12 protein-coding genes are annotated in these 17,249 nt (G+C 72.4%); 8 read left to right on the top strand and 4 right to left on the bottom strand.

What is annotated here, in order from left to right; translation table 11 throughout:
- Nucleotide 1: 1 nt before the first annotated feature.
- Complete coding sequence (locus ACWGIS_RS21215) at nt 2–2,851, top strand: PQQ-dependent sugar dehydrogenase (RefSeq protein ID WP_453363986.1); 2,850 nt, start codon at nt 2–4, stop codon at nt 2,849–2,851.
- 16 nt (nt 2,852–2,867) lie between these two features.
- Entirely contained in the window at nt 2,868–4,643 is a 1,776-nt protein-coding gene (locus ACWGIS_RS21220) for a ThuA domain-containing protein (RefSeq protein WP_453363987.1), read from the top strand.
- 181 nt (nt 4,644–4,824) lie between these two features.
- Here the strand turns inward: ACWGIS_RS21220 and ACWGIS_RS21225 are convergent, their stop codons facing one another.
- Nucleotides 4,825–6,246: a lipase family protein gene (locus tag ACWGIS_RS21225; RefSeq protein WP_453363988.1), complete on the bottom strand. Its 1,422-nt coding sequence runs from the start codon at nt 6,244–6,246 to the stop codon at nt 4,825–4,827.
- 356 nt (nt 6,247–6,602) lie between these two features.
- Between ACWGIS_RS21225 and ACWGIS_RS21230 the strand changes: the two genes are divergently transcribed.
- The 3 genes from ACWGIS_RS21230 (at nt 6,603) to ACWGIS_RS21240 (ending at nt 9,064) form a co-directional block, all read left to right on the top strand.
- Complete coding sequence (locus ACWGIS_RS21230) at nt 6,603–7,250, top strand: TetR family transcriptional regulator (RefSeq protein WP_453363989.1); 648 nt, start codon at nt 6,603–6,605, stop codon at nt 7,248–7,250.
- Between the two features lie 88 nt (nt 7,251–7,338).
- Nucleotides 7,339–7,815 (top strand): N-acetyltransferase family protein, encoded by a 477-nt coding sequence (locus tag ACWGIS_RS21235; protein WP_453363990.1) that lies wholly within the window; start codon nt 7,339–7,341, stop codon nt 7,813–7,815.
- A 352-nt stretch (nt 7,816–8,167) separates the two neighbouring features.
- Complete coding sequence (locus ACWGIS_RS21240) at nt 8,168–9,064, top strand: GNAT family N-acetyltransferase (RefSeq protein ID WP_453363991.1); 897 nt, start codon at nt 8,168–8,170, stop codon at nt 9,062–9,064.
- A 185-nt stretch (nt 9,065–9,249) separates the two neighbouring features.
- Here the strand turns inward: ACWGIS_RS21240 and ACWGIS_RS21245 are convergent, their stop codons facing one another.
- Nucleotides 9,250–9,765 (bottom strand): GNAT family N-acetyltransferase, encoded by a 516-nt coding sequence (locus tag ACWGIS_RS21245; protein WP_453363992.1) that lies wholly within the window; start codon nt 9,763–9,765, stop codon nt 9,250–9,252.
- A 159-nt stretch (nt 9,766–9,924) separates the two neighbouring features.
- Nucleotides 9,925–10,704: an SDR family NAD(P)-dependent oxidoreductase gene (locus ACWGIS_RS21250; protein WP_453363993.1), complete on the bottom strand. Its 780-nt coding sequence runs from the start codon at nt 10,702–10,704 to the stop codon at nt 9,925–9,927.
- Nucleotides 10,705–11,173: 469 nt separating this feature from the next.
- Between ACWGIS_RS21250 and ACWGIS_RS21255 the strand changes: the two genes are divergently transcribed.
- Nucleotides 11,174–12,028, top strand: coding sequence for a class II glutamine amidotransferase (locus tag ACWGIS_RS21255; RefSeq protein ID WP_453364035.1), 855 nt, complete (start codon nt 11,174–11,176; stop codon nt 12,026–12,028).
- Between the two features lie 58 nt (nt 12,029–12,086).
- Here ACWGIS_RS21255 and ACWGIS_RS21260 read toward each other — a convergent pair whose 3' ends face one another.
- Complete coding sequence (locus ACWGIS_RS21260; RefSeq protein ID WP_453363994.1) at nt 12,087–12,755, bottom strand: TetR/AcrR family transcriptional regulator; 669 nt, start codon at nt 12,753–12,755, stop codon at nt 12,087–12,089.
- 140 nt (nt 12,756–12,895) lie between these two features.
- Here ACWGIS_RS21260 and ACWGIS_RS21265 point away from each other — a divergent pair, with 140 nt between their 5' ends.
- Together ACWGIS_RS21265 and ACWGIS_RS21270 are read left to right on the top strand one after the other, a co-directional pair.
- Nucleotides 12,896–14,074, top strand: a complete 1,179-nt coding sequence (locus ACWGIS_RS21265; RefSeq protein WP_453363995.1) for an FAD-dependent oxidoreductase — start codon at nt 12,896–12,898, stop codon at nt 14,072–14,074.
- Nucleotides 14,075–14,289: 215 nt separating this feature from the next.
- Nucleotides 14,290–16,980, top strand: a complete 2,691-nt coding sequence (locus ACWGIS_RS21270; RefSeq protein WP_453363996.1) for a LuxR C-terminal-related transcriptional regulator — start codon at nt 14,290–14,292, stop codon at nt 16,978–16,980.
- Nucleotides 16,981–17,249: the final 269 nt, after the last annotated feature.

Below are 17,249 nucleotides of genomic sequence, written 5' to 3' on the forward strand. Positions count from 1 at the left end.
TGTGCGCACGAGAACGCGCGGACACAGACGTGTCCGTTTCCTCCTGACGGCCGCGGCCTGTGCCCTCGGCCTGGCCCTGCCCATGAGCCCGGCCGCCGCCGACACGGCGGACCCCGGCGGCCGGGCCGTGTCCGCGGCCGCCGACGAGTTCCAACAGGTCACGCTTGCCAAGGGCGTGGCCGAGACCGGCGAGCCGATGACCCTGGCGGTGCTGCCGAACCGGTCGGTGCTGCACACCTCCCGCGACGGCACACTCCGGCTGACCGACGCCGCAGGGACCACCAGTGTGGCGGGCACGCTGCAGGTGTACAGCCACGACGAGGAGGGCCTCCAAGGAGTCGCGGTCGACCCCGGGTTCACGTCCAACCGCTTCATCTACCTGTACTACGCGCCCAAGTTGAGCACGCCCACGGGCGACGCCCCGGCGGACGGGACCGCTTCCGACTTCACCCCGTTCGACGGAGTCAACCGGCTCTCGCGCTTCGTCCTGCGCACGGACGGCACCCTGGACACGGCGAGCGAGAAGAAGATCCTCGACGTGCCGGCGTCCCGCGGCCTGTGCTGCCACGTCGGCGGTGACATCGACTTCGACGCGGCGGGCAACCTGTACCTGTCCACCGGCGACGACACCAACCCCTTCGCCTCGGACGGCTACACCCCCATCGACGAGCGCGCCTCGCGCAACCCGGCCTACGACGCCCAGCGCTCCGCGGGCAACACCAACGACCTGCGCGGCAAGGTCCTGCGCATCAAGGTGGCCGCGGACGGTTCGTACACGATCCCGTCCGGCAACCTCTTCGCGCCCGGCACCGCGAAGACGCGTCCCGAGATCTACGCGATGGGCTTCCGCAACCCGTTCCGCATGAGCGTCGACAAGGCCACGGGCACCGTCTACGTCGGCGACTACGGTCCCGACGCGGGCACCGCCAGCGCGTCCCGAGGCCCCGCCGGGCAGGTCGAGTTCAACCGCGTCACCAAGGCGGGCAACTTCGGCTGGCCGTACTGCACGGGCAAGAACGACGCGTACATCGACCACGACTTCGCCTCCGGCTCGGCGGGATCGGCGTTCAACTGCGCCGCCCCGAAGAACACCTCGCCGCGCAACACCGGCCTGACCGACCTGCCCGCCGCCCAGCCCGCCTGGATCCCCTACGACGGCGACTCCGTACCGGAGTTCGGCAGCGGATCCGAATCACCCATGGGCGGACCCGTCTACCGCTACGACGCGAACTCGGCCTCCGACGTGAAGTTCCCCCAGGAGTACGACGGCGACTTCTTCGCGGGCGAGTTCGGCCGCCGCTGGATCAAGCGCATCGAGGCCGCCGGCGACGGCACCGTGCAGTCCGTCAACTCCTTCCCCTGGAGCGGCACCCAGGTGATGGACATGGCCTTCGGGCCGGACGGCGCCCTCTACGTCCTCGACTACGGCACGGGCTACTTCAACGGCGACGCCAACTCCGCCCTCTACCGCATCGAGCACGTCACGGGCGGCCACGCCCCGGTCGCCCAGGCCAAGGCGAACGTCACCTCGGGCAAGGCACCGCTGTCCGTGACCTTCTCCTCCGCGGGCACGTCCGACGCGGACGGTGACGCCCTCTCCTACGCATGGAACTTCGGCGACGGCACCTCCTCCAACACGGCCGACCCGTCCCACACCTACACCGCCAACGGGCAGTACACGGCCACCCTCAAGGTCACCGACGCGACGGGCAAGAGCGCGACCGCCTCCGTGCAGATCACCGTCGGGAACACCGCGCCCACCGTGCGCATCGACCTGCCCGGCGACGGCGCCATCCACGACGCCGGCGCGGCGATCCCCTTCAAGGTCACGGTGACCGATCCCGAGGACGGCACCGTCGACTGCGCCAAGGTCAAGGTCACGTTCATCATCGGCCACGACAGCCACGGCCACCCGCAGACCTCCACGACCGGCTGCACCGGCACCCTGCAGACCCTGGCCGACGGCGAGCACGACCCCAACGCCAACATCTTCGGTGTCGTCGACGCCGAGTACACGGACAAGGGCGCGAACGGCCAGCCGGCTCTCACCACGCACGACCAGCACATCACGCAGCCCAGCCACCGGCAGGCCGAGCACTACGGTGGCTCCTCAGGCGTCCAGGTCGTCAGCCACGCTCCCGCCAACGGGGGCAAGACGGTCGGCTACATCGACAGCGGCGACTGGATCTCCTTCAAGCCGTACACCCTCGGCAACACCACCGCCTTCACCGCCCGCGTCTCCTCCGCCGGCGCCGGCGGCACCATCGAGGTGCGCGCCGGGTCCACCACGGGCACGCTGCTCGGCACGGCGACCGTGCCGGTCACCGGCGGCTGGGAGACCTTCCGGGATGTGACGGCGAACCTGAGCGGCCAGCCGACCGGCTCCACCACGCTCTACCTCGTCTTCAAGGGCGGCAGCGGCTCGCTCTTCGACGTGGACGAGTTCTCCTTCACCACCACGGGCGGTGCCCGGTCGGGCCCGGTGAAGGGGGTCGGCGGCAAGTGCCTGCACGTGAAGGACGCCGGCACGGCGGACGGTACGCAGGTGCAGCTGTGGTCGTGCGACGGCTCGGCCGCGCAGAAGTGGTCGGTGCCGGGCGACGGAACGCTGAAGGCGCTGGGCAAGTGCCTGGACGTGTCCGGAGGCGGAAGCGCGGACGGCACACGCGTCCAGCTGTGGACGTGCAACGGGACGGGCGCGCAGAAGTGGACGCCGCAGTCGGACGGCACGGTCCGCAACCCGCAGTCCGCCAAGTGCCTCGACGCCTCCGGCGACACCTGGAACGACGGAACGCCGGTCCACCTGTGGACCTGCCACACCGGACCCAACCAGAAATGGACCCTGCCCTAGAAGGGAGGTGACGCAGATGCGCACCCATCTCACCGCGGTTCTCGCTCTGTTCGCCGGCGCCGCTCTCTGCTCCGCTCCGCAGGCCGCGGCGCTGCCCGCCACGCCCGCGGCCGTCCTGCCCGCCGCCGGCACGAGCGCACACACCCAAGCGGTCACCCGGGAGGCCGCAGACCCGGCGTACAAGATCCTCGTCTTCTCCAGGACCGCGGGTTTCCGCCACGACTCGATCGATGAGGGTGTCGCGGCCCTGCGGGAACTCGGCACGGCGAACAACTTCACCGTGGACGCCACCGAGGACCCGCAGGCCTTCACCACGGCCAACCTGGCCCAGTACAAAGCGGTCGTCTTCCTGTCGACGACGGGTGACGTCCTGGGCGCCGCCCAGCAGACCGCCTTCGAGGGCTACGTCCAGGGCGGCGGCGGATACGTGGGCATCCACGCCGCCGCCGACACGGAGTACGACTGGCCCTTCTACGAGGGGCTGGCCGGCGCCCTCTTCCGGTCGCATCCGGCCGTGCAGTCCGCCACCGTCGACGTCGAGGACCGGGCGCACGACGCCACCGCCCATCTGGGCAGCACCTGGCAGCGCACGGACGAGTGGTACGACTACCGCACCAACCCCCGCGCCACGGCCCATGTGCTGGCCTCGCTCGACGAGTCGAGCTACTCGGGCGGCTCCATGGGCGGGGACCACCCCATCGCCTGGTGCAAGGACTACCGAGGCGGCCGGGCCTTCTACACCGGCGGCGGCCACACCGAGGGGTCCTACGCCGAGGCCGCCTTCCGCCGGCACCTGCTCGGCGGCATCCGCTGGGCCGCGGGCATGACGCGCGCGGACTGCCGCCCGGAGACCGGCTACACGTCCCTGTTCGACGGGTCCGGCACCACCGGCTGGCAGCAGGCGGGGCCGGGCGGGTTCGCCCTCGCCGACGGCACCCTCACCTCGCACGGCGGGATGGGCATGCTCTGGTACTCGGCCAAGGAGTTCACCGGGGACTACTCGCTCAAGCTGGACTGGAGGGCGAGCGGCGACGACAACTCCGGTGTCCTGCTGGGATTCCCGGCCTCCTCCGACCCGTGGGCGGCGGTCGACAACGGCTACGAGATCCAGATCGACGCCACCGACACCGTCGACCGCACCACGGGAGCCGTCTACGGTTTCAAGTCGGCCGACATCGCGGCGCGTGACGCCGCGCTCAACCCGCCGGGGCAGTGGAACACGTACGAACTGCGGGTCACCGGAGAGCGGCTGGAGATCTTCCTCAACGGCAGCAAGATCAACGATTTCACGAACACCGACCCGGCACGGAGCCTGAAGCAGGGCCACATCGGCATCCAGAACCACGGCGACGGCGACGAGGTCGCCTTCCGCAACGTCCGCATCAAGCAGGGCGGCACCCAGCCCGGCCCGCGTTCGGGGCCGGTGAAGGGGGTCGGCGGCAAGTGCCTCCAGGTGGAGAACGCGGGAACGGCCGACGGCACCCGGACGCAGCTGTGGTCGTGCAACGGTTCGGCGGCACAGACCTGGTCGGTGCCGGGCGACGGAACGCTGAAGGCGCTGGGCAAGTGCCTGGACGTGTCCGGAGGCGGAAGCGCCGACGGCACGCGCGTCCAGCTGTGGACGTGCAACGGGACCGGGGCGCAGAAGTGGGCGCCGCAGTCGGACGGCACGGTCCGCAACCCGCAGTCGGGCAAGTGCCTGGACGCCTCGGGCAGTACGTGGAACGACGGAACGCCGGTCCACCTGTGGGCCTGCCACACCGGACCCAACCAGAAGTGGACCCTGCCCTGACGCCGGTGGGCCGTTGAGGCCGCCCGGCTCGTGACCTCCGGCCCCGCTCACGCGTGTGAGCGGGGCCGAAGTCGTCCGCGAGGGTGTCACCGTCCGTCGGGCCGCCTCGACGTACCGGACCGGCTTCTCGTGGCGGTCCGTGCGAGGGCACACGTCGGCCCCGCGGGCCGCGCCCGGCCGGTCAGGGCTGCAGCGGCATGGTCCAGCAGTTGGAACCCGCGGCCTTGCCCGAGAGCCGGTCGGTCAGCCAGGAGATCGCGTCGCCCTGGTCGGTGAGCAGGGGGACGAGGTGGTTGGTGAGGATCTTGTCGCCGAGGTTGGGCAGCCGGATGGGCTCGTAGGTGACGTTGCCGCCCTTGCGGCACCAGTCCACGGCGAGTTGCCGCGCCTGGTCGTGGGGAACGATGTCGTCCTGGACGCCGGTGGCCACACGCACCGGGCCGGTGGGCCGGAGCCCGCCGATGCGCTGCTTGTCCAGCGCGGCCTTCGCACGCGGCTCGGCGGCGATGACGTCTCCTATGGACCTGCCGTCGTTGGTCCATTTGTTGCTCTTGGTGAAGCCGTAGCCGAACAGCGCGTCGCCCACGCACATGGTCGACGCGTCCTTCAGCGCGGCCTTGCCGGTGGTGCTGATGTTCGCCTCGACGACCGCCCGCAGGTCCGGGTCGGCCTGCGCGAAGCCGTTGATGGACCAGGCGAGCGCACCGGCCAGCGCGCTGCCGTCGATGCCCTTCATGACGGAGGTGAGGTCCGCCGGCGGCGCGCCCGCGTAGGTTCCGGCGAGGCGGACGTCGGGGGCGTAGGTGGACTGCAGTTCGGCGGCCGCGGCACTGGCGCCGCCGCCCTGGCTGTAGCCGTACAGGCCCGTCGGGGAGGCCGCGGTGACCGAGGCACCCGGCACACCGCGGGCCGCGCGGGCGGCGTCCAGCAGGGCGTGCCCCTGGTCGAGGCGGTTCACGTAGGTGTGGACGCGGTCGGTGGCGCCGAGGCCGACGTAGTCGGTGACGACCACGGCCGCGCCGGTCGCGAGGATGCGGTAGACGGCCAGGGCTTCGTAGCCGACGGACACGGTGTCGCCGTTGAGGGTCAGCGGGTGCTGGAGTGCGAAGGAGGGCGCGCACTGGTCGCCTTGGCCCATGGTGCCGGAGGCGACCGCGACCAGGGGGCGCGGCCCGGGCTTGGTCCAGGCGGCCGAGGGTTCGATGTACGCGCCGGTGACGGCGACGGGCTGTCCGGCCGAGTCGGTGGACTTGTACATCAGGCGTGTCGCGGTACCGGGCATCGGGCGGCCGTCGAGTCCGGGGATGCTCAGCCCGAGCGGCATAGCTTCGGTGCGTATCAACGCGCCGTTGGCGGCGGGCAGTTCGGCGGGCGGGTTGTAGAAGGCGGGGATCGTGACCCCGCGCGAGACGACGGGTTCCGTACCCGCTGCGGACGCCGGTGCGGCCAGCAGGCAGGCGCAGACGGTGCCGGTGACGACACCGGTCAGCAGGCGCGGCCCGGCAGGACCGATACGGCGGCCGGTGCGCTCCGTCGGGGAGGCGGCCCGCGGGACCGGGCTCGTGGTGAGGTCGGACAGGGATCGGGTTCTCTTGCGGCTCACGGTCGGCTCCTCGCTCGGCGTTCGGATGAACGTGTCGATGTCGGGGGCGGTGGGGGCGTCCCTCACCCGCTCGGCGAGGGCCGGGACGGGCATGGACGGGTGGCCGCCCCGGTCGTGCCGGGGGTCAGGGCCGGCTGCGCCGTGCCGGCGAGGTGGGAGCGGGGCTCGCCTGAGCCGGGACACACCGATGCATTGACAGGCACATGCCAACACATCAGCGAGACCACGGCGGTTACCCGCTGGTTACTTACGGCAGAGTAAGTTCGCGTGTCACTCAGTGACAAGACGTCTGCATGCGTCATCTCCCGGCGACTTCGCTATGCTGCGGCGACCAGCGGCCGAGGGCGGGAGCGAGCGTGCGCAGGACGCCATCCGCGGGTCACGGGCCGCTGACGGAACCGGACGACAGGCCGTCGCTCGCTCAACGGCGCAGGTCCGCCCTCCGCCTGGACATCGCCCGGGAAGCCGTCCGCCTGTTCACCGCACAGGGCGTCACCGCCACGACAGGCGAGCAGATCGCGCAGGCGGTCGGCATCTCCGCCCGCACACTGTGGCGGCACTTCCCCACCAAGGAGAGCTGCGTCCTGCCGCTGCTCACGGCGGGTCTGGACCTCGCGATGGACCAACTCCGCCGCTGGCCACCGGACATGAGCCTGCTGGACTTCTTCACGGGCCTCTGCGGAAGGGGTGAGGCGCCTTCCGCCAGCCCCGTCATCCTCGACCTGATCCGGATGACCTCCACCGATCCGGCACTGCGCGCCGTCTGGCTCCAGGCGCACGATGACGCCCTGCCCGTACTGGCGACGGTGCTCGCCCGCCGGTCCGGCGCGGGCGTCGACGACCTGAGAGTGAAGGTGCACGCGGCGACCCTCAACGGGGCACTGCGCGCCGCCGCGGAGGACTTCGCACGGCGGTACGGGGATGATCCCGACGCTTCCGGCAGTGAGATCACCGCCTGCCTCATGGCCGCCCTGCACGCGGCCTCGGAAGGTCTGCCCTACTGAAGCGGGGACCGCGTCAGCCGACGCCGGGACGACACAGGGTGGACAAAACGCAGGAGCGGTCGAGGCGCGGGCACGTGAGACTTGCCCCATGACGACAGACTTCCTGGTACGCCGCGCCGAAGCGACCGACGCCTCCGAACTGGCCCGGCTGCGCTGGGCGTTCAAGCAGGAGGAACACCGGCAGGACCACGGAGGCGACGCGCCCGAACCACTGCACTCCGTGACACGGGCCGAGCGGTGGATCAGGAAACGGCTGCACGACGGACGGTGGTTGGCCTGGGTGGCCGAGGAGGACGGCGCGATCCGCGGCCACGTCTTCCTCAACCTCGTGGAAAGAGTGCCCGATCCCTATGAGGACAACAGCCCCCTCGGTTATGTGACGAACTTCTATGTGATCCCCGGGTCCCGCAACCGCGGGTACGGCGCCGCACTGCTCGACGCCCTGCGCCGGCACGCACGGACGGCGGATCTCAACGTCCTGGTGGTCTGGCCGTCGGAGCGCAGCGCGCCGCTCTACGGGCGGGCGGGGTTCCGGCCACCGGAGGACCTGCTGGAGGCGCGATGAGGTGAGGTGGCGCCCCGGAGCCGCGGGAGCCGCCGGAGCCGCCGGAGCCGCCGGAGCCGCCGGAGCCGCCGGTGACTGTAACGGTGGCCAACGAGGCGCCGCCGACGACGGCGGAGCGACGGTCCGCCGTCGTGGGCCAGCGAAGGCATGCGGCCGGGGACTCGACCGTCATGGAAAAAAGCGGTGGCACCGGGGTCCTCCCGCGACTAGGGTGGGCACACGCCCTGAGACGGCCGGAAGGAGGCGAGTGCGATGCAGTTCACAACACCCCAGCGCTCCCTCTCCGTTGCCCCGGCGTGCTTCGTCTGATCCGACCGGGAGCGCTTCACGCGGCATTCTTCCCGGAGGACTCATGACCGACACGGTCATCCACGCGCTCGACGAGCGCGACGCACATCTCTTCGACACCCTGCCCGACCCGCTGAACACGCGGGAGGCGCACCGGCTGACCCGCTACCGCGCCGACTGGAAGCGGGTGGCCCTGCGCGACGGAAAGGTCGTCGCCCGTGCCGCCTGGTGGGGCGGCCCCGACGACACCGCACCGCTCGTCGTCAACTGGTTCGACGTGGCCGAGGGCGAGGAGGAGGCCGGAGCCGAACTCCTGCGCAGCGCCCCCTGGCAGGTCGAGCTGGAGATGAACCTGCCCGACGGCTGGCGTGAGGACCCCGTCCTGCGTGCCGCCGCCGAGACACGGCTCACCGCCGCACGAGCGGCGGGGTACGAACTCCTGGTGGAACGGTTCCTGTACCGCTGGACACCGGAGTGCGGACTGCCCGAGCGCCCCGGCCGGCTGGAGTTCCGCTCGGAGCCGGACGACGGGGTCTTCTTCGACGCCCTGCGCCGCATCCACTCGGTGACGCTGGACGCCCACGCCCTAGTTGCCATCGAGGAAGGCGGCCTCGACAAGGCCGCGCAGGAGGAACTCGACTTCTTCCACTGGTGCCCGTCGCCGCGGGAGTGGTGGCAGATCGCCCACGACTCCCAGGGGGATCCGGTGGGCATCCACATCCCGGCGCGCAATCCCGGCGGGCCGTGCGTCGGGTTCATCGGCGTGCTGCCGGAGCAGCGGGGCCACGGGTACGCCTATGACCTCGTCGCCGAGTGCACGCACTTCCTGGTCGAGCAGGGCGCGCAGTTCGTCTCCGCCGCGACGGACCAGGGCAACTTCCCGATGGCCGCGAACTTCGCCAAGGCCGGTTACCCAGTCGTGCGGGAGCGCCTCAACTTCCGCTTGACCAGCACCGGTTGAGACCACGCTCGTACCGGCAGGCGCCGGCACGGCCTGCCGGTACGAGCCCAACCGCGCGTGGTGCGCGCACCATCATCCGCATGCCGTCCGACGCGGCCGCCGCACCGCCATACGGCGATGGACAACATGCACGCCCGGCGCGCGCCGAGCCGCACGGTCACCTCAGCGGCGCCCGCGTGCGACGCCTACGAGTCCCTGTCCCTGACGGCGCGCACCATGCAGACGAGTCCGTCGCGGCCGTCCCAGGATTCGGTGACCGTGAACCCGAGCCGTTCGTACAGGGCGACCGCCCCGGTACGCCATTGCCACACCGACAGCCGCACCAGGCCGACGCCGAGTTCCGCGGCGGACGTGAGTGCGGCGCCGACCAGCTCGGAGGCCACTCCCCTGCCCCGGTACGCCGGGTCCGTCCAGAGCCTCTTGATCTCGCAGTGCCCGTCGACGGGTGCCGTCACGACCAGGCAGCCCACGGCGGTACCGCCGCTGAGCGCCAGCAACACGACGTCGTCCGCGAACTCGGCCCGCGAATCGACCAGTTCGGCGCGGTAGCGGTCCGGCAGCTCGTCCACACCGCCGACCGCCTCGCCCTTCTCGGCCTGCGTGCGCAGGTGGTAGGCGGCCAGCAGCTCGGACAGCCCGTCGTGGCCGGAGAGATCCTTGCCCGGCCGGCGGACGACCGTCACGGCGTGTTGCGCACTCATGCGGCGAGCATCGCACGAGGCGGGACGAGGGCCCCCGCGGCACCCCCCGTTCCGCGTCGAGGTCGGGCGGTATCGGCATCGGCCGATACCGGTCGGCACCGGCATCAGCGTCGGCGCCGGACGGTATCGGCGTCGGTCGGCGTCGGCGTAGGCGCCGGCTCAGTGCACGGAGAGGCCGCCGTCGACGAAGATCGCCTGACCGGTGACGTAGCCGGACGCCTGACCGGCCAGGAACACCGCGGCACCGGCGAAGTCCTGGGCCAGGCCGTTGCGCCCGACCATCGTGCGCTCCGCGAGCGCCGCCACCTTCTCCGGGTCGGACGACAGGCGTTCGTTGAGCGGCGTCATCACGAAGCCGGGCACGAGCGTGTTGCAGGTGACACCGTGCCGCGACCAGGCCTCCGCCTGGGACCGGGCCAGGGATTCCAGCGCCCCCTTGGAGACGCCGTAGGCGCCGCTCTGGACGAACGCCCGGTGCGCCTGCTGCGAGGTGATGTGGATGATCCGGCCGAACCCCCGCTCCGCCATGCCGGGCCCGAACCGCTGGCCGAGCAGGTAGGGGGCCTCCAGGTTCACCGCCATGGTGGTGTCCCACACCTCGTCGGTCAGCTCGTCCATCGGCGGCCGCAGGTTGACCCCGGCGCTGTTGACGAGGATGTCGGGCTCTCCGAACACCTCGGCCGCCCGTTCCGCCGCCGTGCGCACGCTTTCGCGGGTGCCCAGATCGGCGCTCACCCAGGCCGCCCGACATCCCTCGGCCGTCAACTCGTCAACTGTCGCCGCCAGTTCCCGTTCCTTGCGCGCCACGGCCACGACGCTCGCCCCGGCCCTGGCGAGGGCTCCCGCGACGGCTCTGCCGATACCGGAACTTCCGCCGGTCACGACGGCGACCCGGCCGTCCAGCGAGAACAGTTCGGAGAGGTAGGTGCGCGATGTCATGCCCGCACCCTAGACGCCAGGATCTTGACGGCCTCGCCCGGGCGGAGGTGCCGCGATACCGCCCCGCTTCCCCCGACATCCGGCGCTCCCGACAACCCCTGTCCGATCCGGCCTCGTCCGCGCGCCTTACCCCACCACCCCGATCCCGTACAGTCCCCCAGTCCCCCAGTCCGCCGGCCCCCCACTCTCCTTGTCTCCGCACCGAGACCGAGGGGCCTCCCGGCGTGCCGCGGGCGCAGTGCCGGGCGATACTGAGGGCTACTCGTACGACGACACTTCTCGTCCGCCGTCCGGTATCCGGGTGCGTCGGATCCGCGCGGCGGGACACCTCGACCAGCGCCCGCCGGGACGGAGAAGTCGCCCTCGGCCTCTTCCGTCGGGCGGCGTCCCAGGTGCGGTGCGGTCACACCGCTCAGCGGCCCCGGGAATGACGGAGGGGCCGTTGATCACAGCAGCGGAGGGATCCAAGATGTGCCGCTGGATCGCCTACTCGGGCACTCCCGTCCTTCTCAGTCAGGTGCTGTTCAAGCCGACGCACTCGCTGATCGACCAGAGCCTGCACTCGCGCATGGGGGTGGAGACGACCAACGGCGACGGGTTCGGCCTCGGCTGGTACACCCTGGACACGGAGGCGACACCGGCCATCGTGCGGGACGTGGGCCCGGCGTGGAACAACCGCAATCTGCGGGAGGTGGCCCATCACGTGCGCTCGGGCCTGTTCTTCGCCCACATACGCGCGGCGACCGGGACGGCCGTGCAGCAGTCCAACTGTCACCCCTTCCGCCACGACCGCTGGATGTGGATGCACAACGGGATGATCAGCGGGTTCCGTGCCCTGCGGCGCGATCTCGCCGTGGCCGTCGATCCGTCGCTGTACCCCGAGATCGAGGGGTCCACCGACTCGGAGCTGATGTTCTACCTCGCCCTCACCTTCGGCCTCACCGAGGATCCGCCCGGGGCCGTGGCCCGCATGGCGGCCCTGGTCGAGCGCACGGGACACGCGCACGGCGTCGAGTTCCCGCTCCAGATGACCGTCGCGGTGGCGAACGGCGAGCGGCTGTGGGCGTTCCGCTACTCCAGCGAAGGCCGGTCACGGTCGCTGTACCTGAGCACCAGGGTGGACACCCTGCGCTCCCTCCACCCGGACGTCGAGTTCCTCCAGGAGGTGTCGGAGGAGACCCGCCTCGTCGTGTCGGAACCGCTGGGTGACCTGCCGGGCGCCTGGAACGAGGTCCCGGAGCACAGTTACGTCGTCGTCCAGCCGGGTCACGACCTGGTCCGCCCCTTCCGTCCCGAGCCCGAGGGAGCTGCGGCCCGGACCTGAGAGGTGAGCGCGGACAGGCTGCGGGCACCGGCGCGCGGTGACCCTGGTGGCTACATGCCTACGGGCGCGCGGTGATCCCCGCGAGGATGAGGTCGATGCCTGCCGCGAACTCCGCCCGGTCGTCGTGCCGGCGCAGGCGGTCGGCGACGCTCCGGGTGAACGTGTACTGGTCGGGGTCGAGCGCCTCCCAGGCGGTCGCCGTGGCGTCGAGGAACTCGGCGCGGTCCGTGCCCGGCCGGACCGACCGTGCGTTGGCGGCGTTCTGGCCCGCCACCCCGAGGATGTAGTGGAGCAGTGCGGACGCCGCGGTGAACTGCGCCGTGTCCGGCACCCCGAGCGCCTGGACCTGGCGTCCGATGCTCTCGAAGACCTGGAGCATGGGCGGCTGCGACGGTGAGCGGGCGAGCTGCGTGCCGACCCAGGGATGGGCGTCGATCGCGTCGAACAGACCGAGCGCGAGGGTGCGGACCGCCTCCTGCGGAGCCGCGTCGGTGTCGCCGACGGCCGTGGGGCCGATGACGGCGTCGGTGGCGGCACCGAGGAGTTCGCTCTTGCCCGTGACGTGCCAGTAGATCGCCCCGGGGCCGGTCGCGAGCCGTTCGGCCAGTGCGCGGAAGGTGAGACCGGCCTCCCCCACCGTGTCGAGGAGTTCCACGGCGGTGGTGACGATGCGCTCGCGGGAGAGCGGTTCCTGCCGTCGGTCCGGACGGCGCGACCTGGTTGCCATGCCGCCATCCTAGACTATCTGGAACGTTGTTCCAGCTTGACAGGCCGCGGAACGGTGTTCCAGGATGCACGTGCTGGAACACCGTTCCAGCGTTCCCCGTCGGCACTCGCCCGGGGGGCCGCGATCACGGAGGAAGCACCATGACCACGCACGTCACGATCGTCGGAGCGGGGCTCGGAGGGCTCACCCTCGCCCGCGTCCTGCACGTCCACGGCATCCTGGCGACGGTCTACGAAGCGGAGGCGTCACCGGCCGCGCGCGTCCAGGGCGGCATGCTCGACATCCACGACCACAACGGACAGCCGGCCCTCAAGGCCGCCGGTCTGTACGACCGCTTCCTCGACCTGGTCCACGAGGGCGGCCAGGCGATCCGCGTGCTCGACCGGCACGCGACGGTGCTGTTCGACCAGCCCGACGACGGCTCGGGCGGGCGGCCGGAGGTGCTGCGCGGCCGACTGCGGCAGCTGCTGCTCGACTCGCTGCCCGCCGGCACGGTGGTGTGGGGACGCAAGGTCACCGCGGCCCGGTCCCTGGGCGACGGCCGGCACGAACTCACCTTCGGCGACGGCTCGACGGTGACGAGCCGCCTCCTGGTCGGCGCGGACGGCGCGTGGTCGCGGGTCCGCCCCCTGCTGTCCGCGGCGCGCCCCGAGTACGCCGGCACGGTGTTCGTCGAGACCTACCTGCACGACAGCGACGAACGCCACCCCGCCAGCGCGAGGGCGGTCGGGGGCGGCTCCATGTTCGCGCTCGCGCCGGGCAAGGCGATCTGCGCCCACCGGGAGCCGGGCGGAGTCCTGCACACCTACGTCCAGCTCACCAAGCCCCGGGGGTGGATCGACGGCATCGACTTCGCCGATCCCGCCAAGGCCGCGGCCCAAGTCGCCGAGGAGTTCCCCGGATGGGCGCCCGCACTCACCGCGCTCATCACGGACGGCGAGACCCCGCCCGTCGCGCGGATCCTGCACTCCCTGCCGGGCGACCACCGCTGGGACCGTGTCCCGGGTGTCACCCTGCTCGGTGACGCCGCCCACCTCATGCTGCCTTCCGGGGAGGGCGCCAACCTCGCCATGCTCGACGGCGCGGAACTCGCCGCGGCCATGGCCGCCCACCCCGACGACACCGAGGCGGCGCTCACCGCGTACGAGGAAGCGCTGTTCCCCCGCAGCGCCGAAGCGGCCGTCGAGGCCGCCGCCCTCCTTCCCATGTACCTCGATGAGGACGCGCCGCACAGCCTCGTCGACATGTTCACCGGCGCCCGGCAGGACGGTGACCCGGCAGGTCGCCGACGCACGGACGGAGCGCGCCAGTCCTCATGACGGGTGCACGACCGGGCGGGGTCGTTCTTCGGGTCCGCGTCGACGGCCGTCCGGATCACGAAGACGCTCCCCAGGCGCGTACGAGTCCCGAGGACGCCGCGTACCACCCCGGTCCGGAACGCGCCCATCGGGCGCATGTGCGGGAGGGCTGGGATGCTGGGTTCGCAGGCAAGGCCCCTTGACCCGACTCCGACGGACAGTGGCGGTGAGCGCCCGTGGCGGAGACCTCCGAGCACACCTCGGGAGCGGCTGATCCGGGCGCCCCGTGGCTCGATCCTCCGGGAGACCCCTTCCTCCGTACCCGGGTCACCCTGCCGACCGTACCGGCCACGTTTCTGCGGCGCCGACGACTCGTCCACCACCTCGACGAAGCCCTGCGGACGCCGTTGACGCTGGTCAACGGCTCGGCCGGAGCGGGCAAGACGCTGCTGGCCGCCGACTGGGCGGCCGGGCTGCGGCAGCCGGTCGCCTGGCTGTCCGCGGAGGCGGAGGACCGGGGTCCCGGGGTGTTCTGGGCGTACGTGCTGCACGCCCTGCGCGCCTGCGGAGCGCCGGTGTCCGCAGCGGTGGGCGTTCCGGCCGAGGCGGACCGGGTGGACCGCAGACTGCTGTCGAACCTCGCCGCCGAGCTGAGCGGACGTGCCGGACCCGTGGTCCTGACGATCGACGAGTACGACCGCGTGACGAACCCGGAGATCGCGGAGCAGCTGGAGTTCGTCCTGCACCACTCGGGGCAGGGCCTGCGCCTGGTCCTGGTGACCCGGACCGAACCCCTGCTGCCCTTGCACCGCTACCGGGCGGCGGGCGAACTGACGGAGATACGCGCCGCCGAACTGGCCTTCACGCCCGAGGAGGCGGTCGCGCTGCTGGAGTCGCACGGACTGACTCTGCCGGTGCCGGCCGCGAGCGCCCTGGTGGACCGCACCCGCGGCTGGGCGGCCGGTCTGCGCCTGTGCGCCCTGGCCGCACGGGAGAGCGAGGACCCGGAGAGGTACCTGAAGGAGTTCGAGGCGGACCGCAGCACGGTCGCGGACTTCCTGCTCGCCGAGGTGCTCAAGCGGCAGCCGGCCGAGACCCAGGACCTGCTGCTGCGCGTCAGCGTCCTGGACCGCTTCTGTCCCGAGCTGGCGAACGCCCTGACCCTGCGGTCCGATGCCGAGCCCGTGCTCGTCGGGCTGCACCGCGAGAACGCGTTCGTCGAACGTCTCGGGCACTCGTGGTACCGGCTGCACCCGCTGTTCGGGGAGATTCTCCGCGCCCATCTGCGCGTGCGCCTGCCCGGCCTGGAACCGGAGCTCCACCGGCGGGCCGCGCGGTGGCTGCGCCGCAGCGGGACGCTCACGGAGACCCTCGCCCACGGCGCGGCCTCGGGCGACTGGGAGTTCACCGCCGGGACCGTCGTGGACGACCTGGCGATCGGGCAGTTCTTCACCGGTCTGCGCTCGGGCGAACTCGACCAGATCTTCTCCGGGCTGGACCCCGGGGCCGCCGGCGCCGCCACCGATCTGGTGCGGGCGGCCCGCGACCTGTCCCGGTACGACGTCGAGCGCGGGCTGCACCACCTGCGCCACGCCCAGGAGCGGCTGGCCGCCGCCGGGCCCGACGCGGCGCCCGCCCGGTTGAGCTGTGCGCTGCTGCAGACGCTCGCCGCCCGGCTGACCGGTACGCCCGACGAGGCCGAGGCGGCCGCCGGGACGGTCGCCACGCTCCAGCGGGAGGTACCGGGGCAGCTGCTGGACGGGCACCCCGAACTCCTGGCACTCCTGCGGACCCACCTGGGTTCGGCACGCCTGTGGGCGGGTCGGTACGAGGACGCGCACTCCGTCCTGGCCGCGGTGGCCGGCACGCCGGGCGGGGCGTCCACCGTGCTCCCGCGCGAGGAGTCGGCGGGGCACCTCGCACTGATCGACCACCTGAACGGCTGGACCGGCCGGGCGGAGCGCAAGGCCACGGCGGGAGCCTGCGAACCGCGGCGGTCCGGGCCGTCCCGCCGGGAGCCCTCGGACGCCGGTTCCGCCGTCGGGCTGCTGGTGCTGGCCGCCGTGGCCGTCGAGCGCGACGAGCTGGACCGGGCCCAGGCGCTCCTCGACGAGGCGGCCCGGCTCCCCCTCACGGCGCACGACCCGGTGACGGCTGCGGGACGGGCCGTCGTCACGGCTCGGCTCCTGCTGGCCCGGGGCCAGGCGCGGGCCGCCGTGGAGGCGGTGGACCCGGGCATCCCCACCACCGTGGCCTCACCCTGGGCAGCCGGCTGCGCGGCGCTGGTCGTCTCCGCCGCGCACCTGGCGGAGGGGCGCCCGGAGAGCGCCGCCGAGGTTCTCGGCGACGTGTCCGGTTATCAGCCGGCGTATACGGTCGAGGCGGCTCGGATGTTGCTCGCCGCCGGCCGTTCCGAGGCGGCGCTGGCCCAGCTCGACACCGTCCCCACCACGGGCCGTACCGGTCCGGCGGTGACGGTTCGGGCGGCGCTGGTCAAGGCGCGGGCGGCGCAGGAGGCGGGCGACGCCGCCACCGCCCACCGGCTCGTCGCGCGGGCCCTCCTCGACGCCCGGCGTGAGCGGCTGCGGCGTCCGTTCCTCGACGCCGGTCCCTGGATACGGCCCCTGCTGGCCACCGCACCCCTCCACGAACTCGCCGCGGACTGGCTCACCCCCGCTCCGCCGCGACGGAACCCGCCGGCCGCCGACAACGAGGGGCCCCCGGCACTCGTGGCGGGCGAACTGAGCGGACGCGAGCGCGACGTCCTGCGGCGGCTGGCCCGGATGATGTCCACCGAGGAGATCGCCGCCGACCTCTACGTGTCGGTGAACACGGTGAAGACGCACCTCAAGAGCGTCTACCGGAAACTGGCCGTGAACCGGCGCAACGAGGCGGTGCGCCGCGCCCGTGAGCTGGGGCTGCTGTGAACCGCCGGCCGGCGACAGCCTCCCCATGGCCGCTCCGGCCCGCTCGTCCCGCGCAGCCGCCGTGAGGGCGAGGCGCCGCCCCCGGGCGACCGCGGTGAACCACTCCGCCGACGACATGGGACCGAGACCCGCATCCGGGGACTCCGAACCGCGTCGAGGGGCAATCGCGCCGGCCCGGCCCGATCCCGCCCGCCCCTCCCCCGTGGCGGGTGATGCGCGGGACGGGCCGCTCGGTTGCGATGGGAGGGGCGGCAGCACACGCGCGGCCG

Source organism: Streptomyces sp. NPDC054842 (genome assembly GCF_053611025.1).